The sequence below is a fragment of the Marinococcus sp. LNSP9103-4 genome, assembly GCF_056034345.1.
The window spans coordinates 23,819-49,849 of record NZ_JBQLIA010000010.1 but is presented as its reverse complement, the minus strand read 5'-3'; the positions used below and the strand labels follow the sequence as shown (position 1 = coordinate 49,849).

Genomic DNA, 26,031 nt, shown 5'->3' with positions numbered 1-26,031 from the left:
ACAGTAAATGAAATTTTTGTTTCTTCTATAAAAAAGCCCCTGATTTCTCAGGGACTACATCGTTTCCATCATGATAGTCGATCCATTACCTCCAGGGCTTGCCGGAGTCACCATCAGCCGTTTTGGCACACGCTGCTGCATGTCCGGCACGTGGCTGATAACCCCAACCGATAAATATTCCCCGTGAAGGTTTTCCAGAGCCTCCATTACCGTATCGAGCAGATCCTGATCAAGCGTGCCAAATCCTTCATCCAAAAAGAAGAATTCCAGCGGATACTGCCCTTTCAGCTGAATGGATGTTGAGAGCGAAAGGGCAAGAGCAAGGGAGGTTAAAAAAGTTTCTCCCCCGGAGAGCGTGGAAACCGGACGGTACACTCCTCCGTTTGCATCATCACGAATAACGAAAGCATTCTGCTCGTTTACTTCAATTGCATAGCGACCTCTCGTTAAGGCATGCAGCCGCTGGGAGGCTTCTCTTGTCACCTGCATCAGCTGTTCTTCAGCCAGAAACTCGACAAATTTTCTTCCCTTCATAATTTGATCGAGATCTGCCAGCCGCTCTTTTTCTGCCTGTCTCTCGATCCGGTTTTGTTCAAGTTCCTGATAACGTTCTACTTTTCGTTCAATATCTTCAAGCTTTTCTTTGATGCCGCCGAGTGTTTCTTTGTAATTATCCCACTTATCCGAAGCTTCGTTGTACTGCTGCTCTATTTTATTAAATGCCTCTTCGTTCACCTGTTCGTTTTGAAGCTTTGCCTGCAGCCGGTTCTGTTCGTACCGCAATTCTTTTTGTTTCGTGTCAAACTCTTCTACCTGACGCTGCAGCTCTCTTTTTTGATCTTCCGATAACGAATAGGCAAGTACCTCTTCTGGAGAAACAGTTGAGCCTTTCTGCTGTTTTTGGCGAAGCCATTCGTCTTCGGCTGCTTTTCGTTTAACTTCAGATTTTTGCAGCGATTCAGCGCTTTCTTTGCTTGAGGCTTTCGTGCGCTCGTATGCTCTTTCAGCTTCTCTCTGCAGCTCCTGCAGCTTTTCTTTTTCTGATTTAAGCGCATCCTCCCGCTTGGCCACCGCGTCTTTCCATTCCTGCTTGGTCCTTCCCCCAAGCTGTTCATTCAGCTTCTGTTCCGCTTCCTGCCTGGCCTCTATAGTCTGCTTCCATTCTGACGAGGCAACGGCCTCCCGGCTTTTAACCTCATAAAATTGGCGTTCCCGGACAGCTCGTTCGTCCCTTTTTTCCTCCAGATATTTCTGGCCGTTATCAATGCGCTCCTGGATACCTTTAATGGTCTCCCTGCGCTCTTTCGCCCGTCTGTATTCCTCATCAAATTGGTCCAGGCGAAGAGGAGTGAATGTCTGTTCCCACTGGTTTTTTTTCTCCTGCCACTGGTTTTGGAGCTGTTCAAGCTTATTTCCCTGTTCTTTAACCTCCGCTTCCTGCTCAGAGACTTTCACAGAAAGACGGTCTTTCCACCGGTTCCACTCTTCCCAGGAACGGTTCACTGCCTGCGTCTGCTCCTTTAGCCGGTCGATCGTCTTCATCTCTGCTTCCCACCGGGCAAACGCGATGCTTTCCTCTGTCTCCTCCGGGTGATCCTCCTCTTTCTGCTCTTCTCTGTACGAAAGCGATGAAGCCACATGCTGGAGGCCAACTTTCGTATGCTCCCAGGTCGTTTTCCACTGACGCAATGCCTCGATTTCTTCTTCTGTATGCTCCTCTGCTTCTTCTTCCGGGCTGGCAGCCGGGGCCGGGTGCTCTACAGCTCCGCATACCGGGCACGCTTCTCCGTCTTTTAGTTCTTCTGCTAACGCATGCAGCTGCCGCTTCTGTTCAGCCTGCTGCTTTTTTTCAAAACGCTTTAACTCCTGCTCAATAAGCCGGATATGCACTGCCGCCCGGCTATACCAGTAGTAGATATTATGCGCCGTCTCCTTCGTGCGTTTTTGAAGCGCCTGTTTTTCTTTTTCTGCCTCATTGGTTTCTTTAAATGTTTCCGCCAATTTTTCCTTAGCCGCAGCTTCCCCGGCACGCTGTTCATTCAGCTGCTGATGAAGGGCATCCAGCCATTGCTTTTCCGACGAAGCCTCCCCCATATCCGGCAGGTGCTCTTCTTTCTGCCGGGCATCGGCATATTCCTGCTTGAGCTTTTCGAGCAGCTCACGCGCTTCCTTCTCTTTATTTCGCAGGTCGGTCACCTGAGCGGAAGCTTCCTCGTATAATCTGCGCTGTGTTTCGACCTCCTGAAGCTTTTGTTTCTCCAGCTCATTGTGCCGTTGATATTCAGCTTCAAGCGTTTCGATCTGCTCGAACCGGCGATGCCAATGCTGAAGCAGACCCTCTTCCTCTTCCCATCGTTTTTCGTTCTGCTCTGCTTTTTTTCCGGCTTGCTGTTTTTTGCGTTTTGCCTCTTCGTACGCCTTTTGTTTTTCTTCTAAGTCGCGTTCCTGCTCCCCGTGCTCCTGCCTTGATTTTTGAAAGCTGTCCGCGTAAGGATACAGCGCTTCATACATTTCGTTTTCTTTTAATGTATGCCGTTTTTGTTCAATTGTATGTCTCGTTTCTTCCCATTCCCGCATGGTAGCTTCCAAAAGCTTAAGCTCTTCGGTCCAGTGAAACTTCTGCCTCGCTTCTTCGTACTGTTTCCTTCGCTCCTCCACATGCTTCTGCTGCTTTTGAACAAGCTGAATCCAACGGGCATGCTCTTCCCGGGCTTTTTTTAGATCCTCCTTGGAAGCCGGGCCGAGTCCCTGCTGTTCTGCTTCGATGTTATGTACGTCCTGCTCGGCAGATGCTTTCCGGGATTTTACGGAGGCGATCAGCTGATTGCCGTACCGCTCGAGATGAAAAAGCCGCTCGAGCATTTTGCTTCGGTCGCTGCCTCCGAGATGGAGAAATTCGGCAAATTTCCCCTGAGGAAGTACGACCGCACGGGTAAAATCATCGAGGGTGAGGCCAAGAAGTTCTTCGATTTTCTGATTGACTGCTTTTGTTTTTTCTGCAAGCACTACCGGCTCCCCGGTCTGATCGGTCAATCGGCACAGCTTTCCTGCCATGGTCGCTTCCCCGGTGCGTTTATAGTGCCGCTCGATATGATACACCGACGGGCCGAGCGAAAACGTAAAGGAGACGCGAAGCTCGTTTTCTGACTGATTCATGATTCCTTCGGTTTTGGAAGCCCGCTCTACATTTCCGTATAAGGCTAAAGTCATGGCATCGAGCAGCGATGATTTTCCGCTGCCGGTCGGACCGAAAATACCGAATACCCCGTTTTCACAAAGCGTTTTAAAATCTACCGTCTGTCTTTGGCGGAAGCTGTGCAGTCCTTGTATCTGCAGTTGTAATGGCTTCATTTTATCCGTCCTCTTGCTGAATAAGTTCTAAAAAGAGATTGGTCACCGACGGGTCAGGCACTGCTCCGCCGGACTGCTTTTCATAAAAGCGTTCAAACAGCTGATCGATGGGGATATGTTTTTTACTTTCCACAGGTTCAAGCTCCTGCCGCGAATACACCGGACGAATCGTCAGAAGGCCCGTATGCTTTGTCCGCAGGGCATGAATATCTTCAATGGACAGCTGGTTTTCCACGTACACGTCCACCTCTACCCATGCATTCCAGTCCCGCTTTTCCTCCACCCACTGCTGAAGCTCTGCGAGTCCGTTTCTTGCTTTCCATATGCTGAGCGGCTTACCCGCCGTTAAAGGAATAGTAGAAATACGGGCTTCCTTCTCGTGGTCGTTTGTGTCAATAATCGTCACCGACTTCTGCTGTCCTGCTTCAGAAAAGCTGTAGGCAAGCGGGGAACCGGAGTACCTCGCCGGCCCGCCTGCTCCGCGTACATCCTGGGGCCGGTGCATATGGCCGAGAGCCGTATAAACTGCGTGCTCGGGGAGGCTGTCGGCAGTCACAGTATACGCCCCGCCAACTTCAATCGGTCGTTCAGAATCACTGGCATCGCTTCCGGCGATAAACAGGTGACTCATCCCCACAAGCGTATCCCCCGCCTGCCGGGAAGATGCAAGCCGCTGAAAAATCTCCTGCACTTTTTGATTGTAGGCCTCGCGGAGATCTACTTCTGTTGCCTCCTGCATAAATGCCTGCTTCAGCCGCGATTCCGAAGGATATGGAAGCGTCTGCACATACAGCCGCTCCTCTGAAAACGGGACAATCACCGGGTCGATGCCCGGATATCCACGTAAATGAATGCCATGCTTTTGCAGAAGCGTCCGCGAGGCCGCCAGCCGTTCCGGATGATCATGATTACCGGCAATAACAATGACCGGAACCCGTCCATTACCACTCATCCTGGCCATTGCCTCGTAAAACATTTCCTCTGCAGCCGCAGGCGGATTGACGGAGTCAAACACATCCCCTGCCATCAGGACCGCATCAATATTTTCTTCTTCGATAATCTGAATGATTTCATCAAGTACTGCCTGCTGTTCTTCGAGCCGCGAACGCCCTTCAAGCGTCCGTCCTAAATGCCAGTCGGCGGTGTGCAGTAAGCGCATAAACTACTGCCTCCTTTTCGTTCTCTTATCGGCCGTTCATTGAAATGGTCTGCATGCCGTCGAAGGCAAAAATGTATACTTCGGGTATGGCCGTTCCCCATATGCTCTCAAGGGATGAGCGGTATAAGTCCAGCTGAGTCTGGTAGCGTTCCCGCAAAAATTCCTGCTGCTGCTTGGGATTTCCCGGGAACCGGGACTGCACCCGGTCCGTTTTATAATCAATCAGCACCCAGCGGCCGTCTGTTTCCTTTATTACGAGATCTGCAATTCCCTGAAGCAGCTGCCGGTTCTCAAGGCCGCTCCCGGTTACTCCAGCTGTAATAGGAACTTCCTTCTGAACTGCTTCGGCAGCCAGGACGCGCCGGCCCAATTCAGTTTCGAAAAAAGCAGTGACTGCAGTGGTGTCAACGCTTTCCGCCTGGGCGGCAGTAATGTATTCCTCGTCCGTCAGCCTGCGAAGCAGCCGCTGCACCCGTTCTTCGTCCGGGACGCCTGTAAAGGAAAGCTGCTCCATGACGATATGAAGAACGGTTCCTTTTTCTGCCGGACTTACGGCTTCTTCCATCATAAATGACGGCCTTCGTGCATAGGAGGAGGTAAAGGTAACGGCATGCCGCTGCTCCGCCTGGGGGTCTTCCGAGCGCCGTTTCCATTCGCTCACCGAAATTTTGGCCGCATGCCGGGTATCTTCCTCAAAAGGGTATCGAAAGTACATGCGGCGCCTGACTTCTTCGTCCCATTCCTCTCCCGCCGGCACCTCTTCTTTATTTTTTACCGCCTGCATCCAGTCCTCCGCTGACGTCTCCTCCTGCACTGACCCGATCTGCAGGTTTGAGGCCGGTATAATATGAACCTTCCAGGAGGAATGATCGGACAGGTTCTTTGAGGTCTGCTGCTCTAACGGGTCGACTTGCGCGTGCTGCAACAAAACAGGCATCAGCCAGTCAAATGCGTGCTGTGCTTCCAGGCGGTCATGCAGTTCAAGAGTGTTTCCGGCCTGGGCACTTTTCTGCTCCCATTCTTCAAATTTCTTTTCTACCCGCTGCATCGAGCTTACGAGAATCAGCTGTTCCTCTGCCCTTGTAAACGCGACGTACAGCACACGCAGTTCTTCAGCAAGGCTTTCTGTTTTCATGCGGTGTTTTATCGCCGCATGCGGCAGTGTCGGCCAGCTGACACGCTGCTTTGGATCGACATATTTCATGCCGATGCCAAGCTCTTTATGAAACAGAAGAGGCTGCCGCTGATCCTGCACATTAAAGCCCTTCTGCAGTCCAGCAGCATAAACAATCGGAAATTCCAGTCCCTTGCTTTTATGAATGCTCATAAACCGCACAACATCTTCCTGCTCCCCAAGCGCCCGCGCAGTGCCCAAATCCTCCTTTCGGTTTTTCATGCCTTCAATAAAACGAAGGAAGCGGAATACGCCGCGAAACGACGTCGATTCATACACACGGGCACGGTCATACAGCGCAAGCAGGTTCGCCCGCCGCTGTTTACCTCCGTGCAGGCCGGAACAGAAGTCCAGGTATCCGGTTTCTTCGAGCAGTGCCCATATAAACTCTGACAGCGGCTCATATTTGGACCGGCTGCGCCAGCCCTCCAGCTGTTCCAGAAACGCCTGGGCCCGGGGCTGCATACTGGAGGTGCCGGCAGCGGCCAGTTCCACGCACTGATAAAAGGAAGCATTTTTGTCCTCCAGCCGCACTTCTGCGAGCATCTCTTCATCCCAGCCGACAATCGGCGAGCGGAGCACAGAGGCGAGCGGAATATCCTGCAGCGGATTATCAATGATCTGCAGCAGGGAAATCATAATCTGAATTTCAACTGCCTGAAAATACCCGCCGGACACTTCTGCGTAGACCGGTATGCCATACGCCTGCATTTCTTCCATCATTTCATTCACCCATGGCATCGAGCGCATTAAAATCACGTGATCCCGGTACACCGGCCGGCGCTTTTCACCCGTCTTTTGATCGGTCACCCAGCCGTTCTGCATCGAATGGCTGACTGCCTGCGCGATCCACCGGGCCTCCGCCCGGGCGTTGGTCAGCTCCGCTGCCTGAGGATCATTCTCGACGACATCCTCCTGATCAATTACGGCCACCTCGGTCACTATGTCCCCGATGTCCGGGTATTGATCGTTGCCCCACTTCAGCTCTGCCTCGCTGTCATAGGCAATGCCGCCAAGGTCATTATCCATCAGCTGGCGGAATAAGTAGTTAACGGCATCAAGCACCTGCCTGCGGCTGCGGAAATTTTTATCGAGCATAATTCGTTCCCCGTCATCGCTTCCCCCGTACCGCTTGAATTTTTCCAGAAACAGATCCGGCTCTGCCAGACGAAAACGGTAAATGCTCTGTTTGACGTCTCCGACCATGAACAGGTTATCACCGGAAGAAAGCTGGGTGACGATTTTTTCCTGCACAAAGTTGGTATCCTGATACTCGTCCACGAGCACTTCCTGGAAAAATTCGCGGTAATGTTCCGACGCTTCTTCAAAAGCCAGAATCTGCAGACAAGTGTGCTCCAAGTCGGAAAAGTCCATCATGGCCCGCTTTTGCTTCACTTGGTAGTACCGCTCGCTGAACGTCTGCACGAGCTGACAGAGCTCCCGGACTGATGGGTAAAGATCCGCAATATCGCTCAACGCATCCTCCGGGTTTTCCGCCACCATGTCCTCCTGAAGCTTCTGAATAACCTTTTTGGCTCCGTCCCGGTTGTTTCTTATCTGTTCCCGCCGCTCCGGCGTCGCGTCTTCCTCCTTTTTGCTGGCCAGTTTTTTAAAGGTGAACCCGGCAAGCGTCTGCTGCATGTCTTTCCACGTAGCGGCTTCGAGAGCCTTCCGGCACGTATCAAGCTCCTCCTGAAGAAGCCCAAGGTTTACTTTTGGGCCGTCCGGCTGTCCGGCAGCTGCAATCGCATTTTCGTATTTGAGCACAGCACCGGCAAGAGCAGTCTCTGCCTGCTGCATCATTTCACGTCCCCACGGGAGCTCTTCGATCGACCTGCTTCCATCTGTACGGTACTGTTCAGCCACCTCCTGCAGCCATGACGCCGGATCCGCGTGTGCCCGGGAATACTGAAACAGACGCAGCACTGCTTCACGAAGCGAATCATCGCTCCGGTCTTTATTCAGCCGATCGGCAAGCAAAACAAACTCGTCATTATTTTCGGCCGCATAGTTTTCCTCGAGCAGCTCCTCAAGCAGCTCCTCCTGAATCATGGCCCCTTCATTCTGGTCCATGATACGAAACTGCGGATCCACATCCACAAGGTAATAATACGTTCGGATAACGTTCATACAGAACGAGTGAAGCGTGGAGATGGACGCCCGGTTTAACAATGCCAGCTGTCTGCGGATATGCAGATTGGCAGGGTCTGCTTTTAACTTTTCCTCGAGCGCCTTGCCTACCCTTGTTTTCATTTCAGCAGCGGCTGCGTTTGTAAACGTTACGATTAAAAGCCGGTCTACGTCCACCGGGGCTTCTGCCTGGGTGATTTTCCGGATAACCCGCTCCACAAGCACAGCGGTTTTCCCGCTCCCTGCGGCGGCAGAAACTAAAATATTAGATCCTTCCGCGTGTATTGCCTCCCACTGGCTCTCCGTCCAGCGGACGTCTGTTGGTTTTTCAGGAATGGTCCTCAGACTCATCGTTTTCCTCCTTCTCCTGGAACAGCGTTTCCCATTTCATGCCGCCGCTCCGAAAGCTCCGGAATTCGTTGCCCGGAAATCCGCGGTCAAATTGGCATACAGAATGAAATTCACAGTAGTCACATGCTTTCTTTTGTTTCATCTGAAAAGGCTGGATACTCGTATCGCCTGCTCTCAGCTGTTCGCCGATATGGCGGATTTTGTCACGAATATGGCCGCGAAGACGCTCAAACTGTTCTTTTGAAACGACCGGTGACTGTTTATTAAACCCTCCACCTTTATTCAGTCGCGCAGGGACGATAAACGAATCGACGCCCGCCTCAAGCCGTTCATCCATCATTTTGGCGATGCCGGGGTCATCCGGCAGAATGCCTTTCATGCGGAACTGTTTCATCATCTCCTGTTCAATGTCCTCTGGAGACCATGATCTTCCCGCCTGAATAATAGGATTGTGCACGTTGAAATACAGTACGCCGGCCGGATCTGCTTTCGTTCCGAGCCATTCTTCGGAGAAGGAGAGCACTACATCCAAATAGACGAGCATCTGCAGCGCCAGTCCGAAAAACACCTCTTCCGGACGCAGGTCCTTGGCACTGGACTTGTAATCAATCACCCGCAGCAGCACCCCGCTGTCTGACACCGCCTGGTCGACGCGGTCAATTCTTCCCGCTACTTCCATCTGGGTTCCGTCAGCCAACTCAAATAAGAGAGGCGGAATTTCTTCGCTTGGCCCAAAGCCTACTTCAAGTCCGATAGGCGAAAACCGGCTGGATTTCGCCTGCTGGCTCAGAATCATTGAGGCCCGCTGCACGGTTTCTTCGAGCTTTTTCAGTAAATACTGGTGTCTGGAATTGCTTAAAAGAATCTGGCGCTGAATAGCCGGAGCCAGTTCATGCACCGCTTCTTCAGCATAATCACGGGCGTTCTGCTCGGAAAGCTCCTCCCACGTCCGCCCGTCCCGGTAGACGGCTTTTGTTACGTCCTTTAAAGCTGCGTGAAACAGCTGGCCAATATCCGGTGCTTCGAGCTTGTACAGCTGCCTCTCCTTCAGCTTTAACCCGTATGAAGCAAACTGCCGGAAAGCACAGGCTTCATACTGCTCCATCCGCGATACGCTCGTTTTCATTTTCCGGCCGTAGAGTTCCCGGGTCGTTTCCCTGGAAAGCGCTACTGCCTCATTACGGTAAAACAGGCTTTTCGTCAGTTTTTCCAAACGGTTGTTTTTGACAAAAACATTGTACACACTCCACCAAAGATCAGCCACATCTTCTCCCTGTTTACAGCGTTCGAGTTCCCCAATCAAAAAGCTCATCGTTTTCATGGAGGCATTCACAAAATGCAGCTGTCCCTCTTTACTGTAACCCCCTGGTTCGTTTTGAATCAGCACCGGCGCCTGATCCGGAAACATGTCGAGCAGCTGCTGGATGACGATTGAAGGCTGGAGCCGCTTTCCTTCCTCATCAGCCATCGGATAGCTGACAATCAGTCTGTCGGAGGGCAGACTCATCGTGCGGTAAATGAGAAAGTTTTCATTCAGGAGCTTTGCCTCCCCGCTTTCTTCAAGTTCAACGCCTTGCTGCTCCAGCCAGGCCCTGTCGGACTCCTGCAGCATGCTGCTTTCTTCAAGGGCAGCCGGAAGTATGCCTTCGTTTACGCCGAGCAGGTAGACCACTTTAATACCCAGCAGCCGCGAACGTTCCATATCAGCCGCGGTTACCTGGTCCAGAGAAGGAGGTACAATCGAAAAAGTAGCTTTCGTAAAGCCTGCTTCCATCATCTGCTGAAAGGTCTGCATACCTGCTTTATCATCGCCGGCCACCTCTACCATCTGTTCAAGCAGGTCTACGGTCATGTCCCAGATCTGCTCATGCTCTCTTGCCATTTCCAGGCGGTTATGCCTGAGACAGTCATCGCGCATCATTTCGAGCTTTTCCGGTATCCGGAGCTCCTCTAAAAATGTAAACAAGGCCCCCGCTTTTTCCCGCACAGTACGGGCTTTTTTTAGTCGTGCCTGCAGGGAGAACAACGGGGCGCTTAACCGCATTCTTGTTTGATGAATATCTCTTTCGATCTCGTGGTTATCTTTATGCTCCCAGTCGTCCTCTACATTTGTGGCATGATACCGGTAGACCCACTGTTCTTCGCTTTTCCAGTCTTTTTCTCTGACGTTTCGCGCGAGTACATAATTTTCCAGGAAATCCACCTGTTTTCTCGCTTCTGGCCAGGACTCATGCACATCAAACAGCATATCTGTTTTGAACGTCCGGAACACCGACTCGTATCTCCACCGTTCTGCAATGGTCTCAAGCGCCGAGCGGATAAATTCCACTACCGGGTGATTCAGCACCGGACGCGTTTCATCCACAAACACCGGGACCCGGTAATCCTGAAATACGGTCTCAATTATATGATTATAGTCCCCCGGATTTCTGGCTACGACGGCAATGTCTTCATACCTGTAATCATGATCCCGTACAAGCGCTGCAATATCCCGCGCGCATTCCTCGACTTCGGTCCGGCGGTTGACCGCATTTTTAACCGTAATAGCATCTCCGCCCGAACTAGTTTTATAGGAACGGTTTTCCATGAACCTCTCTAAATGCTGAAGTGCTTCGTGTTTATTTGTCGTGCCGCCATTAAACCAGTACGGCCTATTCACCGATACAGCATGGTCTTCTGCCAGCGCACTCAGCTGGTAATATGTTTTTGCTGTCTGTCTGAACATATCCGGAGCCGGATGTGCGTCTTCCTTGTTCGTCAAATCATCGAGCGTCAATGCGATCCGCACATCCTGCGAGTACTGAAGCAGCTGCTCAACTACCGACAGCTCCTGCGGGGTGAAGCGGTGGAAGCCGTCAATATAAATGACTGCTTCTGCAATGTAAGCAGAGGAACTCACTTTTTCAGTCAGCCAGAACAGCTGCTCCTCGCTTCCAATGTAGCGGTCACCGATGACCTTATCCATCTCTTCCCAAATCAGCAGAAGATCCTGAAGCTTCGCTGTCAGAATACGATCAGCCCCGGTTGCCCCGCTTTTTTCCAGCCCCTCCACCATATCGTGCATAGCCGCTTTGGACACATTGTGGGTTTTCCATTCTGTAATTACTTCATCCACCTGGTCAATGAAGCCGTCCGTATAGCTCGACGTTTCATACAGCCGAAAATGCTTGCGCTGTTCACTGATCACTTTGCGAATCAGCATCTGTTTGCCTGTTTTCTGAAGCGCGGTTTTGGCCGCTCCACCTGTTTCCTGAAAAATCTTCCACGCAAGTCGCGGAAAGCTGTAGACCTGGGCTCTTGTCATCCCTTTTTCCGACAGGCGGACAAGCTGCTGTTCTACCTGAAAAGTCATTTGGTCAGGGGTAATAACAATTACCGGCGGTCCATTGGGATCACGGGTAATCATCTCATTAATTTCTTGATGCATGGCGGTGGACTTACCCGTCCCGGAACGCCCAAGATAAAATTGTAGGCTCATGAACATTCTCCTCTGCCGGATTAAAAACCGGATCATATGTTTGGTTTTATTATATCAGATTTTTATTTTTTTGTTTAATACAGTATGTGAAATTAATTAATTTTGATAAGAAAAACGCCCTGCTGCCAGGACGTTCTTCAAATTATTAGGAAACAGCATCTGCTGTTTTTTGTGGTTTGCTGAATCGTTTCACTCCCGCGCAGTTGAGATGTTCGAACGGACCAAATCCATGGAGGAATAGGCGCAATTCTTTTTTCAGCTGCAGGCGTTCATGGACGTACACAGAGATGTCTTCAAACTGGTAACGCGTATACATGGCAGTTTCAGCAGGTGTGCCTACCTGTACTACTGTATCGACTGGACCTTTGTCTTTTTTCTGATTCCAAAAATAAAATGGGTCCAGCGTAACTACGCCTCCATCTCTTCTAATACGCGCAGCTGTTTTTCGGTCCATTTTAATATTGCTCATACTATCCCTCCTTGGTATATCGTGTTCTCTCAACGATCACATATGTGATTATATCAATAGATAGAAACGGAACGCAAGCGTTAAACGAAGAAAAAATCATTTATTTTCATTTCATCTCTATTTTTACGATAAAATGGCTGAAAATCAGAGATTATCGCGAAATATCAAAAAATGTGTGTTTTCTTATCGCCGGGCTGGCACCGACAGAAATCATACCTTCTGCGTTTCTGCAAAGAAAAAAGCCCGCCGGAAAGCGGGCTTTGATCATATTGTATTATCCTTCGAGCAGAAGGTTTTCTGGATCCTCAAGCAGCTGCTTCAGCGTTACAAGGAAACTTACTGCTTCTTTTCCGTCCACAATGCGGTGATCGTAGGAAAGAGCCGTATACATCATCGGCCGGTTCTCCATCGTATCCTGGTCAATGGCCACCGGACGCCACTGGATCGTGTGCATTCCAAGTATACCTACCTGCGGAGCGTTCAGAATCGGTGTCGACAGCAGCGAACCGAAAACGCCGCCGTTCGTGATTGTAAAGGTACCACCCTGAAGATCTTTCAAGGTTAATTTATTATCGCGGGCCTTTAATGAAAGGTCCATAATTTCCTGTTCGATTTCAGCAAACGTTTTTCGATCGGCGTCCCGGACTACCGGTACGACGAGGCCATCGTCAGTGGAAACAGCCATGCCGATATCGTAGAACTGCTTTTTGATCACTTCTGTAGCCTGGATTTCCGCATTCAGCAGCGGGTATTTTTTCAGTGCTGCAATAACACCCTTCGTAAAGAAGGACATAAATCCTAGGCGCACGTCGTGCTGCTCCTGGAACGTATCCTTCCGGCGTTTTCTCAGGTCCATGATTGCTGACATGTCCACTTCGTTAAACGTCGTCAGCATAGCTGTTTCCTGCTGGACTTCCTTCAGCCGGCTCGCGATCGTCTGACGGCGGCGGGACATTTTAACCCGTTCAACCGGCTTGCCTTCGAATTCATCCTTCTCGCTTTTGGCAGCAGGCTTCTCAGGCTGTTTTTCCTCTTTTTTGCTGCTTCCTTTTACTTCATTATCCACATCTTCTTTGCGGACGCGCCCCTTCGGATCGCTCCCGGACACTTCGTTCAAGTCAATGCCCTGCTCGCGCGCGTATTTGCGCACAGAAGGAGAAGCAACCGGCCGGTCTGCCGGGGAATCTTCTTTCGATTCTTCTTTCGTACCTTCTTCCGATTTATCCGCTGCCGGCTCTTTGGAAGCTTCCTGCTTTTCTTCGCTTTCCTTTTCCGGAGCTGCTTCCTCTGAGCTTTTTTCTTCTGAGCTTCCGCCTCCGGCTTCACCGTTTTCGTCCACTACGGCAATTACCTCGCCGACTTCTACGTTGTCGCCCTCTTCTTTTAACAGTTCCTGGAGGACACCAGTTTTCTCCGATGGGATTTCCACATTCACTTTATCGGTTTCAAGTTCAGCGATGTTTTCTCCCTGTTCGACTTTGTCCCCTGGTTTTTTTAACCATTCTGCGATTGTTCCCTCTGTAACGGATTCGCCTAGTTCTGGTACTTTGATCTCTGCCATGACTGCGTCCTCCTTATTCGTTTCCTTTTAGGGCTTCCTGAATGATACGGTTCTGTTCTTTTTTATGGATTGTAGGGTCGCCTTCCGCCGGACTTGACCTTCTGCGGCGCCCGATATAATCCACCGATGCTCCTTTTGGTGCCAGATTATGCAGGAGCGGGTACATGTAATACCATGCGCCCATGTTTTTCGGCTCCTCCTGAACCCATTGGATCGATTTTACGTTTGGATACGCTTCTAAGATGTCACGGATTTCTTCTTCCGGAAACGGATAGAGCTCTTCAATCCGGACGATATGGATATCGCTCGGCACTTCACCGTCGGCCAGTGCTTCATGCAGGTCGATGGTCATTTTTCCAGTACCTACGAGCAGACGTTTTACTTTCTTTTTGTCTTTGCCCGTCAGCGGGTCTTCCACTACGGATTGGAAAGCACCTTCCCCGAAAGCCTCCGGCTCGCTAGCGACGGTCTGATTACGCAGCAGACTTTTTGGTGTCATGAGCACAAGCGGACGCATTTCGTCTTTTCCGAGAAATTCCGCCTGCCGCCGGAGCAGGTGGAAGTATTGCGCTGAACTCGAGAGGTAAGCGACATTCCAGTTATTTTCTGCTGAGAGCGTCAGAAAACGTTCGAGTCTTGCACTTGAGTGTTCCGGCCCCTGTCCTTCGTAGCCGTGCGGGAGCAGAAAGACCATACCGGACTTTTGTCCCCACTTAGCGCGGCCCGCAGAAACAAACTGGTCAAATATTACCTGTGCAGCGTTACCGAAATCACCAAACTGGGCTTCCCAGAGTGTCAATGTTTCCGGTGCCTGCACATTATATCCGTATTCAAAGCCGACGATACCGTTTTCTGAAAGCGGACTGTTGTAAAGTGCAAAGGCGGCATTTGCTTTCGAGAACGCATGCATTGGGGAATAAATATCTCCGTTTTTATGGTCATGGAGCACCAGATGTCTCTGTGCGAACGTGCCGCGCTGGGAGTCCTGACCGGTTAAACGCACCGGTGTGCCGTCTGCGAGAATTGTTGCAAAGGCTAACGCTTCGGCATGGCCCCAGTCCACTTTGCCGCCTTCTTCCATAGCCGGTCCACGGCGTTCAAGAATTTTTCTTAATTTCGGAAAGACATTGAAGTTTTCGGGCCAGGTAATAAGCTCCTGGTTAATTTCCTTCAGTTCGTTTAAATCATAGCCGGTTTCGACTTTAGGAAGACGTTTTTCCACTTCTTCCGGCACCGGTCCAAGCTCCGTCTCCGCTTCTTTATCCTCTGCTACTTTGTTGTACTGATCCCGCAGATGATTCAGCGTATCCTCTTTCAGCTGATCGGTTTCGGATTTTTTCCAGAATCCGATTTGGTCCAGATGATCCGCGTAATGCTCACGAACAGACGGATGCTCACGAATCAGTCCGTATAAGTATGGCTGGGTTGCTGCCGGCTCATCTGTTTCGTTATGGCCGTAACGGCGGTAGCCGATCAAATCGATCACAAAGTCTTTATTGAATTTATTTCTGTATTCATAAGCCAGCTGCACGGCCGCGAGACAGGCTTCCGGTTCGTCTGCGTTCACGTGAATAACCGGGATTTCGTAGCCTTTGGCCGGGTCACTTGAATAGGTCGTACTTCTTGCATCGTGCGTATCGGTGGTAAAGCCAAGCTGGTTATTGGCAATAACGTGCACGGTACCGCCCGTCTGATACCCTTTCAGCCGGCTCATGTTCAAGGTTTCTGTGACGACTCCTTCGCCTGGAAAAGCCGCATCGCCGTGCACTAAAATAGCCATGGCCTTAGAGCCGTCCTGCTGCGGAAAGCCCGGCTCACTGACGTCATCCTGCGCGGCCCGTGTATAGCCTTCCACGACCGGATTGACGTATTCCAGGTGACTTGGATTGTTGGCAAGGGAAATACGGGATTCAAACGATTCCTGATTAATGTTTTTATCTGCTCCCAGGTGATACTTTACGTCTCCCGTCCAGCCGTAGTTGATCCCAACGGAACCTTCCGAAGGTACGAGATCTTTGTTGGGGGAGTGCTGAAATTCGGAGAAGATCAGGTCATAAGGCTTCCCGATAACTTTGGCCAGAACGCTCAAACGCCCGCGGTGGGCCATGCCGATCATAATGTTTCTTGCCCCGTCCTGCATCGCGCTGTGGGTAAGCTCTTCCATAATAGGAGCAAGAATGTCAATTCCTTCTATAGAAAAGCGTTTCTGGCCGACAAACGTTTTCTGCAGAAATTGCTCGAAGGCTTCTACTTCCGTAAGGCTTTTCAGCAAAGCTTTGCGTTTATCATCTGACACAGCGCTGTATATTTCGCCTGACTCCACCTTGCGATTGAGCCAGCGGTGCTCTTCCACATCATGGACGTGGTCGAATTCAAAAGCGATGGTTTTTGTATACATCTGTTTTAAATGCTCGATTGCTTCGAGTCCGTCAGATACTGATTCCGGAGCGTCCGGACATAGAATTTCCTTCGGAATGGTCCGAAGATCTTCTTCACTTAGTCCGTATTCTTCTATGCGAAGAAATGACGTTTCTCCGTTTGGTTCCTGAAGCGGGTTGATGTCTGCAGAAAGATGGCCGTGAATACGGATATTTTCAGCAAGTTTAACTGCATCCGCGATCTTTTCCATATTAAGTCCGGCACCGACTGCCTGGTCTTTTTCATCCACAGCAGGAGCATATCCGGCTGATGCTTCCCCATTTGACGATGGCGGTCCGTACTGGTCAAACCAGCTTTTAATCTCCGGTTCCACAGCGTCAGGATCTTCCTTGTACACGTCGTATTGTTCCCACATATAACCCAGATTGGGACCATAAAATTCCTGCCAGGCTTCTTCAGCCCTGGATTGATGCTTACTCATCGAGTGATACCCCCAGCTTATGTGATCAATAAGTTTTCTAAACTATCATATTAGTCGTTTAATATCTATGAAGGTGAACCATTTGGAATGGAGTTTCCACCATCACTTCCCTTCTTCGACTCAACCAATTCTTCGAGAACATGCCTTTTCATAAATCAGACATATTTTAACATGCTTATAGCAGGTACTCAAAACCTTACCCAGCCAAGTATACGAAAAATATGTATGCTCCTCGCTGCAGGAGGCCGAAAATCCGATTGATTTTCACTTTCCGGCATCTTTAAAGCGCGATCTCCTATGAAGCGTTCTCACACACCTACATTGTACACTAATTCTTTTCACTTGACAGTCCCTAAACTGAATTATTTGCTTTTCCAGGCAGAACGGCATATTTCTTTTTCTTAAACATTAATCGCTGTGCTATGATTTATACATACATTTTCACTTTCACAGGGGGATTTTCATGAAAACACTTATTTTTGATTTAGACGACACCCTGCTCTGGGATAAAAAAAGCATCAATGAAGCGCTGCGGGCCACGGCCTTTGACGCCGAGATACGCACTGGGGTGCACGCACCGCTGCTCATGGAAACCGTGCAGCAGACTGCACCCGAACTGTATAAGAACCTTTCTGTATATGACTTCACTAAAACGATAGGCATTAACGCATTCGAAGGCCTCTGGGGGCACTTTGACGATATTGAGCACCGGCGCTTCCAGGAAATGAGCCGGCTTATTTCCTCCTATCAAAAAGAAACATGGACGCGGGCGCTTGCAGCCCACGGCGTCCACCAGCCGGAAACAGGAGAATGGCTTAAGGACCGCTTTATTATGCACCGGCGTCACCTCCCCTATGTATATGCTGATACGTTTGAAGTCCTTCATACCCTAAAGGATGACTATCAACTGCTGATGCTCACAAACGGCTCCCCCAGTCTTCAGCGGCTGAAGCTGTCCCTGACCCCGGCGCTCGTGCCTTTCTTTGACCATATTATTATCAGCGGCGAATTTGGCGTGGGAAAACCTGATCCTGCCATCTTTACTCATGCGCTGCGCCTCGCAGACGCTTCTCCTGAAGATACACTGATGATCGGGGACAATATGAATACCGATATCGCAGGGGCAAAAAAAGCCGGTATCAGCAGCGCCTGGATCAACCATGACGGGAGCGTCCCGACTCATGAATTCCGGGCAGAACATGAGCTGACGGCTCTCGGGGATCTGCTGCCTCTGCTCCGCTGAGCAAACGCCCGCACCGCATCTTCCGGTTCATAAAAACGGACGAAGTTTTTTGACGTAGCTCTTCACACGGAACAGCACCTCCCGCTGCAGCGCGGCCCGGGGAATCTGGGAGGCTACTGCTTTCACGTCAGGGTAGACGCCGTAAGCGTGGTAAGCCACCGGAATAACAGCTTCAAATAAAATATCGCCCTTTTCACGGTGTATTACTTCCGTTCTCACCTCCGCTATATGCGTCCTGAGCTCATCTTCCGGCTCTTTTAAATACACGGATTCAACGTCAAAGATATATTGCGGCATAGTTTGGTCGTTTCTCCTTTCCCTTGAGACGGATAAAAATGTGCTTTGCAAATGGCGGTTTTCGTGTTAATTTAGTACAATGTTTGTAGTAATTATACATAAAACTGTATGAATATCGAGGTGAAGAAAATGAGTTCCACTCCATCCACCAGGGCCTCGAGCGCCCTTAAATTTATTATTCCTTCATTGATTGGGATCTTTTTATTTATGGTCCCCATTTCTACTGATGATGGCTTAACCGTTCCGGTGGCTCTTCTTGCCGGATGGCTCGAAGGCTTACTGAGCGGTATACTGCCTGCGATGGGCGTCATTTTTATCGGCATCTCCGTAGTCGGTGCCATTATTGCCCGGTTCCGTCCGTTTTCCTCAGGTATCGCCGTGTCGTTGTTTCATGTAACCAACGGGTGGCTTCTCATCCGCATTTTAGGCTTTATTTTTGCTTTTTTAACCCTTTTTCAAATTGGCCCGGGCTGGCTTATCGGAGACGCTACCGGTGGTCTTCTGCTCTATTCCCTGATTCTTCTCTTAATTACCGTCTTCTTTTTTGCCGGTTATTTTCTGCCGTTTCTGCTTAATTTCGGTCTGCTCGAATTTTTTGGTTCGATCCTGACGATTTTAATGCGCCCGTTATTTACCCTTCCGGGCCGCTCCTCGATTGACGGTCTCGCTTCGTGGTTAGGCGATGGCACCATCGGCGTGCTTTTGACAAGTCAGCAGTATGAAAGCGGCCACTACACGCAGCGCGAGGCTGCTGTTATCAGTACGACGTTCTCGGTAGTCAGTATCACATTCACCATTACAATCCTTGGGGAACTGGATTTGCTTGCCTACACGCTGCCGTATTACCTCACCATCGTTGCAGCCGGCGTGGCCTGCGCACTCATTATGCCTCGGATTCCTCCGCTGTCGCGGAAGAAAAACGAGTATTACAACCAACAGCCTGCAGAGGAAATAGCGAACGGCCATACAGGTAAAAATCCTGTGTCCTCCGGGTGGGAAAAAGCACTCGATAAAGCTTCACGCACTCATTGGTCTTCCGTGCTGATCAGCGGTACAAAAAACGTGCTTGATATGTGGATCAGCGTCATTCCGATTGTCATGGGCCTTGGCACCATCGCAGTTGTTATTGCAGAATTTACGCCGTTGTTCGCCTGGCTCGGTGCTCCGTTCGTGCCGCTCCTGCAGCTGATGCAGGTGCCGGAGGCAGTAGCAGCCAGCGAAACAATGCTCATCGGATTTGCGGATATGTTCCTGCCGGCTATTCTTGGTACGGATATTGAAAGCGAAATGACCCGCTTCATTATCGGGGCCCTGTCGGTCAGTCAGCTCATTTACATGTCCGAAGTTGGCGGTCTGCTGCTCGGGAGCAAGCTTCCGGTACGCTTTATCGACCTTATACTCATCTTTCTCGAAAGAACCATTATTTCACTTCCAGTTATTGTTTTGATCGCTCATTTTATCTTCTAACAAACCAGCAGACATATAGAAGAAATCGTAAAAAGCCGGCGGGGGTCCGCCGGCTTTCTTTATGCTTCAGTACGCTGTTTTCCGTACCAGTCATCGAGTACTTTTGCATCGAGTATTTTACTTTCAATAAACTCCTGCTGCTTCGTTTTGAACTCTTTCTGCCAGTCGATATTCAGTTCCTCTGCGAGCTCTACCGTAGTAAGCAGCTCCTGCCAGGCTACATACCGCTTATACCAGAAAAACTGCGGCTGTTCATTCATATACGGATATAAATCGTCAAAAGCGGTGTGTTTACAGTCGATGGTGCGCTCAAATTGAGTTTTGGCTTCCTGCAATTTACCGGCAAAAAACGTGCTGAGATTCGTTTCGTTTTGACTCATCAGCTCTCCATCCCTTCTGTATATTTACCTACATTCTGCCACAGAAACGCCTAATCGAAAAGAATTATGTTCTCACTGGGTTTTCAAAGCAATAAAAAACGCTGCAGCTCTGCAGCGTTTTGTTCGTCTATTAACCAATCCGGTCAAGCCGGCGTTCCATCCGCTCAAGCTGATGGTCTCCCGCTCTCTTTTTATTGGAGGCTTTAATTACTTTCTTCAGCTTTTTCTTCGTTGTCCCTGCCGGAAGAAGGCCCTCACTGATCAGAAACTTGTAAAAGAAATCGAGTCGCCCGGTTTCCAGCTGATAAGCACGCGGCACCTGCTGCAGGTACGAACTGACCGCATCTGATAAGGAGGCGTTGTGAGCATCCAATTCGCTGTAACGTTCTTTATACATGCGGTAATTGTTTTCACTGAGGCGGTTCATAAGCGTCAGCAGAAAACGTTCCTCATTTCCTTGAAGCTGAAAGCCTTTCTTCTCAATCAAACGAAGAAATACAGCAAGATCCGTGTTGTAAAAGTCGAGCGCAAGCTTCATTTCACTTGTGACAGAGAGTGTCAGCGAATACTTCCCCTGCGCACGGGCAAGAAGCCGGTTGTAAAGCGCCCGGTTCACACGGTCGTTTAAAAGAAATGACGGATGGATCGTATACAAATATTTTTCAATATCTTTATTGAGAAGTTCATCAGTCCAATCATCATTTTCACGTCTCTGCCTCATCTGTACCTGCAGATCCGTATTGTAATCCTGAATCCGTTCTTCTGTTTGCCGGGCAAGCTGATCGCGCTTGTCCATCCATTTTTGCTTCATTGCTTTTAGCATATGAAAGCCTCCCTTCCTTATCCTCTCTCTTATAGGCTGGTTTATCCAACCCTCTCTTTATTTCCTAGAGCAGTGTATCACATCACAACTTAAAATAAAATAGAGCATTTAAAAGTTTTTCGTATGAATTTAAACCTTTACGCTACTGAGTGCTTTTATTGGACTCACAGAAGGATATATCACATTACAAAGGCATTCATTTCTTTTTTTTGCAGCAAAAAAACCTTTCCAGTCCGGAAAGGTTTTAAGTATCGAAATGCAGGCGGGGGCCCGCAGTCGTTATGTATGATGGATTAATTGAACTCATGCAGGCCAAGGCTTATTTCCAGACCTTTACGTACCTGCTCCATGGTTTCATCATCGAGATGGGTAATTTTATCAGTTAACCGCTGCTTATCAATAGTACGAAGCTGCTCGAGCAGGATAACGCTGTCACGGTCAAATCGATGCTTGGCTGCATCAATTTCTACGTGTGTCGGCATTTTTGCCTTTTTAATCTGTGCCGTAATAGCAGCTACAATCACCGTAGGACTGAAGCGGTTACCAATATTATTTTGAATGATAAGTACGGGGCGGACGCCTCCCTGCTCTGATCCAACTACCGGAGACAGATCCGCAAAAAATACGTCCCCCCGTTTAACTACTTTTTTATGATGCTGATTGTTTTGTTTCGAATCACTCAAACCACCCATTCACCTCCTTTTCCGGTTGCGCGCTTATGCTGCCGGACAGGATGAACAGCTAGTCTTGTTCATGCAGCCGTCGTTCTGTCGTCTGTGTAGATTCTGTTTCGGCATATTCAAATTCAGCGCATATTTCAGCATTTAGTGCAGCCATTTCTGCATATCCGTTCTTCAATTGTTCCTGCATGTCTGTGGATTTTTGTTTTTCAATTTGATCTTTTAATACCTGATGAAAAAAAGAATCCTTTTCTGACTGGGACAGATGTTCGATTTCCGTATAGAGTTCTTTTGGAAGTTCTAGAGCGATCTGCTGAAGCTGCGACATACGTAATTGGCCCCCTAATGTTCTGTTTTCCCTCTCTCATTATATAAGAAAGATTCACTAAAATGAAACGTGTTTTTAAAAATTTTTTGCCCGCCGCGGGCGGAATCCGCTAAAACAGTTGCGGAGAAGGGATAAACAGACAATATTTAATTATGTTTACTCACGCTAAAATCAGGCAATATAGAAAAGATAATTGATTTTCTGCCGTACTATTGTCTTTCGGGGCGTTATCTGCTATGGTGTAGTTAATTAATTTCATATCCTGCTTCTTTATTTGAGAAGTGAGGTTAGAGGCTGCGAAAACTATTAGTACGCTTTAGGAAGAGAATGAGCTCTGGTGATTAAAGCGGAAAGGGGTTTTTGCCGAAGCTGCGGACGACTCAATCGTTCAACGCTGGTCTCGTATTGAATAAATGCGGGACTGTCATACAGATTTTCTGTATGGAGGGCTATCTCACGCACGTGCGGTTCTGCTTAACAGCTGAAGCGTTCCTGCAACGATGGGCTCTTTCCATGGTTGCTTTTTTCGTGTCCGGACGGAGACGAAGACGTGAAACCGCAAGCCCTCTCTTTTTAGGCAAGACTATACTTTTAAGAGGGTGAGTAAACATGAATTTTGGCAGATTGAGTACAGCAATGGTGACTCCATTTGATGAACACGGAGATATAGATTACACAGCATTAACCAGACTGATTAATCATTTGATCAGCACAGGAACAGAAAGCATTGTGGTGGCAGGTACGACCGGCGAATCCCCAACGCTCTCCCATGAGGAAAAAATCTCGTTGTTCCGTCATACTGTCCAGACTGTAAACGGCCGGGTGCCGGTTATTGCAGGCACAGGCTCCAACGATACAAGAGCTTCACTCGCTTTGTCCCTTGAAGCTGAAAAAACCGGCATTGATGCCGTCATGCTTGTAACTCCGTATTATAACAAGCCTTCCCAGGAAGGCATGTACCAGCATTTCCGTACAATTGCTGAAGGAATTAACACTCCGGTTATGCTTTATAACATTCCAGGGCGAAGCGCGGCCGGTATGACACCGGAAACTATTGTACGGCTTTCCCATGTCAGAAACATCTGCTCCATCAAAGAAGCGAGCGGTGATCTCGAAGCTGCGGCCTATATTCTGCAGCATGCACCGCAGGACTTTACCTTATACAGCGGCGATGACAGTCTGACGCTGCCACTGCTGTCTGTTGGAGCTACCGGCGTCGTTTCTGTTTCTGCGCACGTGGCCGGAGAGAGCATGCAGGACATGATCCAGAGCTTCTTTAACGGACAGCCGGTTTATGCCGCTTCCCGGCACCGCGATCTGCTGCCGCTGATGAAATCCATGTTCGCAGCGCCTAGTCCGACTCCGGTAAAAGCAGCTCTTGAGATGCGCGGTATCATTTCCGGCGATGTCCGCCTTCCAATGGTACGTTTAAACGCGGAAGAAGAAGCACTTCTTCGCCAGGTGGTTGAACCAGCAGCCTCCTTTTATGTCGGTTAATACAGAAGTAAGGTTTTAACCCCGCCGGTTCAGGCGGGGTTTTTTAGTTCTGCTTTTATTTATGCTACGCTTTAAGTGCAAAAAAGACTATAGGAGTGCGTATGTATGAAAAAATTGATAGTGGCGTTGATCCGGCTGTATCAACGTTATATTTCCCGGTTCACGCCCCCCTCCTGCCGTTTTTATCCCACCTGTTCGCAGTACAGCATTACTGCCTTTGAGCGCTTCGGATTCTGGAAAGGGGCCTTTTTGACAGTTCGGCGCATTGTCAAATGCCATCCATTTCACCCCGGGGGCTTTGATGAAGTTCCGAAAAAAAAGCAGGCGTCCGCTAAGCATCATACTTAGCAGGCGCCTGTTTTCGTTTTTTTAACAGCAGCTGGTCCACCCACCCGGTGCCAAGCAGCACTCCGGCCACAATGAATATGAATCCTCCAAGCTGAGCCGGTGATACGTTTTCTCCGAGGATAAGCGCCGAGCTTAACAGGCCGAAAAAAGGCACAAAGTTATTAAATATGGCAGTTTTCCCCGGGCCGATTTTCGAAATCGACGCGTTATATAAAATCTGGCCGAGGCCGGTAGCAAATACTCCGGAAAGTAAAAACACGAGCCACACCCAGCCAGGAGCTGTAATATACGACTCCCACCCGGACGGGGACAGCACAAAACTGACTGCGAACAAACCAACAGAGCCGAGCATCAGCGTGTAGATCGTTAATACTCTCGGTGCCACCAGTTCAGACGCTTTTTTAATGAATAAAAAGCTCACGGCCTGGGCAGTCATTGCTGCAAAAATAAACGCATCTCCCCTCGCTGCTCCCTGAACAGCTCCCCCGCCTTCTCCGGTGAGATTAATAAGTACTGCCCCGGCAAACCCGGCAAACACCCCGAGCCAGCGAAGCTTCGTAAAGGCATCTCCCAAAAACAGCATGGACAAAAGAGCTGTTGTAATAGGAAGAAGAGCCAGTATGAGCGAGCTTTTTACAGCAGTTGTTTCACTCAGTCCTATAGCTAAAAACGTATGGTGACCGGTCATGCCAAACACTGCAGCCAGCAGAATATACATAAAAGCAGCCCTCGGCACCCGCTCATGCTCTTTGCGCAGAAAAACAAACAAGGCGACAGACAGGCCGGCGAGCAAAATGCGGGCCGCCTGCATATAAACCGGATTTATTTCAGCCACCAGCACCTTCAGCGCCACGACATTAAGTCCCCACATCAGCATAACAAGCATGACGGACCCGTATAATTTTCCAGCTTCGAGTGGACGCATGCCGCATTCTCTCCTTCATTTTTACATTACCGTTTCTCCCAGTACAAATAATACAAGGCTCAACACGACGGCAGCGCTTAGAATAAATGCTGTATTTTTCCTGATTACCTGAATGGTAGTCGCCCCCATTAAATGAGATGTCATAAGTATCGCTCCTGTAAATGGAGACACCTGAACGCCGAGCATCCACGACATGAGCAGCAGCACGGCCATAAACGGAGCCCCAACCCCAAAGATTTCCGGCGAAAGAGCCCCGCCGAGACCAGTGACAATTATTACGGGGTGAATACCTACCGCAGAGAGCCCCATTACGATAGCGACCACCCAGGCAATCAGCAGAATCATATAGCCCTGGGACAAAAAGCTGATGGCTTCAGAAAGCCATCTTCCGGCATCGCTGCTTCGAAGCGCCACACTGAAAAATCCAGCCGTCACAAAAATACCAATTTCGTTGTACAGGCGTTCAAACGAACCGCTTACGTGTTTCCACGTTGACTGTGCAAACGAGACAGCCTGTTTTCGCGCAAAGGCCCACACCCACGGATACAAAAGGGCGAGCACCGAAACAATTGTCAGCATGCTGTATGGCAGCAGTGCTTCAAGCAAAAAAGAAGCAGCAAGCAGAATGCCTAAAAATAGTAAAAACGTGCGCATCGAAGACACCGGCGGATTGGCTTCTTTTTCTTTCTCTGGAACCGTCCAGGCATCATCGTCGAATGCTGACGAGCGGAAAAATACAACGACCAGAGCTGTCAACACAGCAGCCATCACGATCCCGTAGGGTCCGACTTCTCCCCAGCTCAAATCATAGATGCTTAAAATCAGGGCCATATTTACAAAATACGGCGACCAGAGCATACACGAGCCAAATCCCCTGAGTACCGTTAATGCCATTCTTTTTTTCTCAAAAGATGGAAAGCTTTCTTTAGCAATGCCGTACACAAGCGGCATGGAGCCGAGGTTCAGAATGGCACCAATGCTTGCTGTCACGCCGTAGCCAAGCCGGTGCGGCGGCACTCCTCTTTTTTCGTTCTGTTGTTCGAGATATTGTTGAAAGGCATGCAGATGCCCCGCTTCCGACATGTACGTCCCAATCAGCGGCACCGTTAAAAAGAGGGCAAGCAGCGGCAGGTTTTCCCCGAAGCTTGTCCACACCGTCTGCCAGGAAACACCGTACGTCCAGAACAAAGCAATGCCGACAGCAATCAGCACGTAAACCACACGCCGGTTCAGGGGCGGCATCACAGGCAGGGATGCCACTAGCAGCACCCCGGCAATAAAACTGTATCCGTAGTCGACAAACGGAACGTTTAAAAGCACTTCTAAAAAATAGCAAAATACAGCTGCAAAAGCTGCAGCTCCCAGTGTTGGTTTTATGTAAGCCTGCCGGTTCATGATCATTCCCCGTTTTAGTCAAATCTTCATTGCAAACACCTTTATGCTACCACTATCCGGAAAAAATAGCCAACACCCGCATATCATTCATAAAAAAGCGGACTCCTTTTTTGGA

Annotated in this window: 18 protein-coding genes and 1 riboswitch; of the genes, 4 read left to right on the top strand and 14 right to left on the bottom strand. The window is 49.5% G+C overall.

Annotated elements, in window-relative coordinates; translation table 11 throughout:
• Window positions 1-54: 54 nt before the first annotated feature.
• The 7 genes from ACTRXG_RS08785 to ACTRXG_RS08755 form a co-directional block, all read right to left on the bottom strand.
• Window positions 55-3,351, bottom strand: coding sequence for an AAA family ATPase (locus tag ACTRXG_RS08785; RefSeq protein ID WP_474263445.1), 3,297 nt, complete (start codon window positions 3,349-3,351; stop codon window positions 55-57).
• Window position 3,352: 1 nt separating this feature from the next.
• Window positions 3,353-4,510 carry a metallophosphoesterase family protein gene (locus ACTRXG_RS08780; protein ID WP_474263447.1) on the bottom strand — a complete coding sequence of 386 codons (1,158 nt, stop codon included), beginning with the start codon at window positions 4,508-4,510 and terminating at the stop codon, window positions 3,353-3,355.
• A gap of 25 nt (window positions 4,511-4,535) precedes the next feature.
• Window positions 4,536-8,165 (bottom strand): helicase-exonuclease AddAB subunit AddA, encoded by a 3,630-nt coding sequence (addA, locus tag ACTRXG_RS08775; protein WP_474284682.1) that lies wholly within the window; start codon window positions 8,163-8,165, stop codon window positions 4,536-4,538.
• On the bottom strand, window positions 8,143-11,643 hold the full coding sequence (gene addB, locus ACTRXG_RS08770) for a helicase-exonuclease AddAB subunit AddB (RefSeq protein WP_474284681.1): 3,501 nt from the start codon (window positions 11,641-11,643) through the stop codon (window positions 8,143-8,145). Before addB ends, addA begins: the two co-directional genes overlap by 23 nt.
• Window positions 11,644-11,788: 145 nt before the next feature.
• Entirely contained in the window at window positions 11,789-12,112 is a 324-nt protein-coding gene (locus tag ACTRXG_RS08765; protein WP_322525069.1) for a hypothetical protein, read from the bottom strand.
• A gap of 274 nt (window positions 12,113-12,386) precedes the next feature.
• The gene (gene odhB / locus ACTRXG_RS08760; protein WP_474284680.1) at window positions 12,387-13,673 is read right to left on the bottom strand and encodes a 2-oxoglutarate dehydrogenase complex dihydrolipoyllysine-residue succinyltransferase; all 1,287 of its coding nucleotides are present in this window, start codon (window positions 13,671-13,673) and stop codon (window positions 12,387-12,389) included.
• Between the two features lie 13 nt (window positions 13,674-13,686).
• Window positions 13,687-16,533 carry a 2-oxoglutarate dehydrogenase E1 component gene (locus tag ACTRXG_RS08755; protein ID WP_474263455.1) on the bottom strand — a complete coding sequence of 949 codons (2,847 nt, stop codon included), beginning with the start codon at window positions 16,531-16,533 and terminating at the stop codon, window positions 13,687-13,689.
• Between the two features lie 463 nt (window positions 16,534-16,996).
• Between ACTRXG_RS08755 and ACTRXG_RS08750 the strand changes: the two genes are divergently transcribed.
• The gene (locus ACTRXG_RS08750) at window positions 16,997-17,776 is read left to right on the top strand and encodes an HAD family hydrolase (protein ID WP_474284679.1); all 780 of its coding nucleotides are present in this window, start codon (window positions 16,997-16,999) and stop codon (window positions 17,774-17,776) included.
• Between the two features lie 27 nt (window positions 17,777-17,803).
• Here the strand turns inward: ACTRXG_RS08750 and ACTRXG_RS08745 are convergent, their stop codons facing one another.
• Window positions 17,804-18,073 carry a hypothetical protein gene (locus ACTRXG_RS08745; RefSeq protein WP_474284678.1) on the bottom strand — a complete coding sequence of 90 codons (270 nt, stop codon included), beginning with the start codon at window positions 18,071-18,073 and terminating at the stop codon, window positions 17,804-17,806.
• 129 nt (window positions 18,074-18,202) lie between these two features.
• Here ACTRXG_RS08745 and ACTRXG_RS08740 point away from each other — a divergent pair, with 129 nt between their 5' ends.
• Window positions 18,203-19,540, top strand: a complete 1,338-nt coding sequence (locus ACTRXG_RS08740) for a YjiH family protein (protein WP_474284677.1) — start codon at window positions 18,203-18,205, stop codon at window positions 19,538-19,540.
• A gap of 59 nt (window positions 19,541-19,599) precedes the next feature.
• Here ACTRXG_RS08740 and ACTRXG_RS08735 read toward each other — a convergent pair whose 3' ends face one another.
• The 4 genes from ACTRXG_RS08735 to ACTRXG_RS08720 all read right to left on the bottom strand — a co-directional run bounded on the left by ACTRXG_RS08735 (window position 19,600) and on the right by ACTRXG_RS08720 (window position 21,751).
• On the bottom strand, window positions 19,600-19,920 hold the full coding sequence (locus ACTRXG_RS08735; protein ID WP_322525076.1) for a hypothetical protein: 321 nt from the start codon (window positions 19,918-19,920) through the stop codon (window positions 19,600-19,602).
• A 130-nt stretch (window positions 19,921-20,050) separates the two neighbouring features.
• The gene (locus ACTRXG_RS08730) at window positions 20,051-20,743 is read right to left on the bottom strand and encodes a hypothetical protein (RefSeq protein WP_474263465.1); all 693 of its coding nucleotides are present in this window, start codon (window positions 20,741-20,743) and stop codon (window positions 20,051-20,053) included.
• Window positions 20,744-21,036: 293 nt separating this feature from the next.
• Window positions 21,037-21,426 (bottom strand): type II toxin-antitoxin system PemK/MazF family toxin, encoded by a 390-nt coding sequence (locus ACTRXG_RS08725; protein ID WP_022792199.1) that lies wholly within the window; start codon window positions 21,424-21,426, stop codon window positions 21,037-21,039.
• A 58-nt stretch (window positions 21,427-21,484) separates the two neighbouring features.
• Window positions 21,485-21,751 (bottom strand): hypothetical protein, encoded by a 267-nt coding sequence (locus tag ACTRXG_RS08720; RefSeq protein ID WP_322525078.1) that lies wholly within the window; start codon window positions 21,749-21,751, stop codon window positions 21,485-21,487.
• A gap of 280 nt (window positions 21,752-22,031) precedes the next feature.
• A riboswitch (Lysine riboswitch) is annotated at window positions 22,032-22,211 on the top strand.
• A gap of 149 nt (window positions 22,212-22,360) precedes the next feature.
• Between ACTRXG_RS08720 and dapA the strand changes: the two genes are divergently transcribed.
• Together dapA and yidD are read left to right on the top strand one after the other, a co-directional pair.
• Entirely contained in the window at window positions 22,361-23,248 is an 888-nt protein-coding gene (gene dapA / locus ACTRXG_RS08715; RefSeq protein ID WP_298785836.1) for a 4-hydroxy-tetrahydrodipicolinate synthase, read from the top strand.
• A gap of 105 nt (window positions 23,249-23,353) precedes the next feature.
• Window positions 23,354-23,596 (top strand): membrane protein insertion efficiency factor YidD, encoded by a 243-nt coding sequence (gene yidD, locus ACTRXG_RS08710; protein ID WP_322525080.1) that lies wholly within the window; start codon window positions 23,354-23,356, stop codon window positions 23,594-23,596.
• Here the strand turns inward: yidD and ACTRXG_RS08705 are convergent.
• Window positions 23,580-24,521 (bottom strand): DMT family transporter, encoded by a 942-nt coding sequence (locus ACTRXG_RS08705; protein WP_474284676.1) that lies wholly within the window; start codon window positions 24,519-24,521, stop codon window positions 23,580-23,582. The genes yidD and ACTRXG_RS08705 overlap by 17 nt on opposite strands.
• Window positions 24,522-24,542: 21 nt before the next feature.
• Window positions 24,543-25,916 carry a hypothetical protein gene (locus tag ACTRXG_RS08700; protein ID WP_474284675.1) on the bottom strand — a complete coding sequence of 458 codons (1,374 nt, stop codon included), beginning with the start codon at window positions 25,914-25,916 and terminating at the stop codon, window positions 24,543-24,545.
• Between the last annotated feature and the right edge of the window lie 115 nt (window positions 25,917-26,031).

Excerpts from the sequence above, each read along its gene's own strand:
- addB (WP_474284681.1), bottom strand. The coding sequence starts at position 11,643 with ATGAGCCTACAATTTTATCTTGGGCGTTCCGGGACGGGTAAGTCCACC.
- ACTRXG_RS08765 (WP_322525069.1), bottom strand. The coding sequence starts at position 12,112 with ATGAGCAATATTAAAATGGACCGAAAAACAGCTGCGCGTATTAGAAGA.
- addA (WP_474284682.1), bottom strand. The coding sequence starts at position 8,165 with ATGAGTCTGAGGACCATTCCTGAAAAACCAACAGACGTCCGCTGGACG.
- ACTRXG_RS08740 (WP_474284677.1), top strand. The coding sequence starts at position 18,203 with ATGAGTTCCACTCCATCCACCAGGGCCTCGAGCGCCCTTAAATTTATT.
- ACTRXG_RS08730 (WP_474263465.1), bottom strand. The coding sequence starts at position 20,743 with ATGCTAAAAGCAATGAAGCAAAAATGGATGGACAAGCGCGATCAGCTT.
- odhB (WP_474284680.1), bottom strand. The coding sequence starts at position 13,673 with ATGGCAGAGATCAAAGTACCAGAACTAGGCGAATCCGTTACAGAGGGA.
- dapA (WP_298785836.1), top strand. The coding sequence starts at position 22,361 with ATGAATTTTGGCAGATTGAGTACAGCAATGGTGACTCCATTTGATGAA.
- ACTRXG_RS08750 (WP_474284679.1), top strand. The coding sequence starts at position 16,997 with ATGAAAACACTTATTTTTGATTTAGACGACACCCTGCTCTGGGATAAA.
- ACTRXG_RS08755 (WP_474263455.1), bottom strand. The coding sequence starts at position 16,533 with ATGAGTAAGCATCAATCCAGGGCTGAAGAAGCCTGGCAGGAATTTTAT.
- ACTRXG_RS08720 (WP_322525078.1), bottom strand. The coding sequence starts at position 21,751 with ATGTCGCAGCTTCAGCAGATCGCTCTAGAACTTCCAAAAGAACTCTAT.
- ACTRXG_RS08705 (WP_474284676.1), bottom strand. The coding sequence starts at position 24,521 with ATGCGTCCACTCGAAGCTGGAAAATTATACGGGTCCGTCATGCTTGTT.
- yidD (WP_322525080.1), top strand. The coding sequence starts at position 23,354 with ATGAAAAAATTGATAGTGGCGTTGATCCGGCTGTATCAACGTTATATT.
- ACTRXG_RS08700 (WP_474284675.1), bottom strand. The coding sequence starts at position 25,916 with ATGAACCGGCAGGCTTACATAAAACCAACACTGGGAGCTGCAGCTTTT.
- ACTRXG_RS08735 (WP_322525076.1), bottom strand. The coding sequence starts at position 19,920 with ATGAGTCAAAACGAAACGAATCTCAGCACGTTTTTTGCCGGTAAATTG.
- ACTRXG_RS08745 (WP_474284678.1), bottom strand. The coding sequence starts at position 18,073 with ATGCCGCAATATATCTTTGACGTTGAATCCGTGTATTTAAAAGAGCCG.
- ACTRXG_RS08780 (WP_474263447.1), bottom strand. The coding sequence starts at position 4,510 with ATGCGCTTACTGCACACCGCCGACTGGCATTTAGGACGGACGCTTGAA.
- ACTRXG_RS08785 (WP_474263445.1), bottom strand. The coding sequence starts at position 3,351 with ATGAAGCCATTACAACTGCAGATACAAGGACTGCACAGCTTCCGCCAA.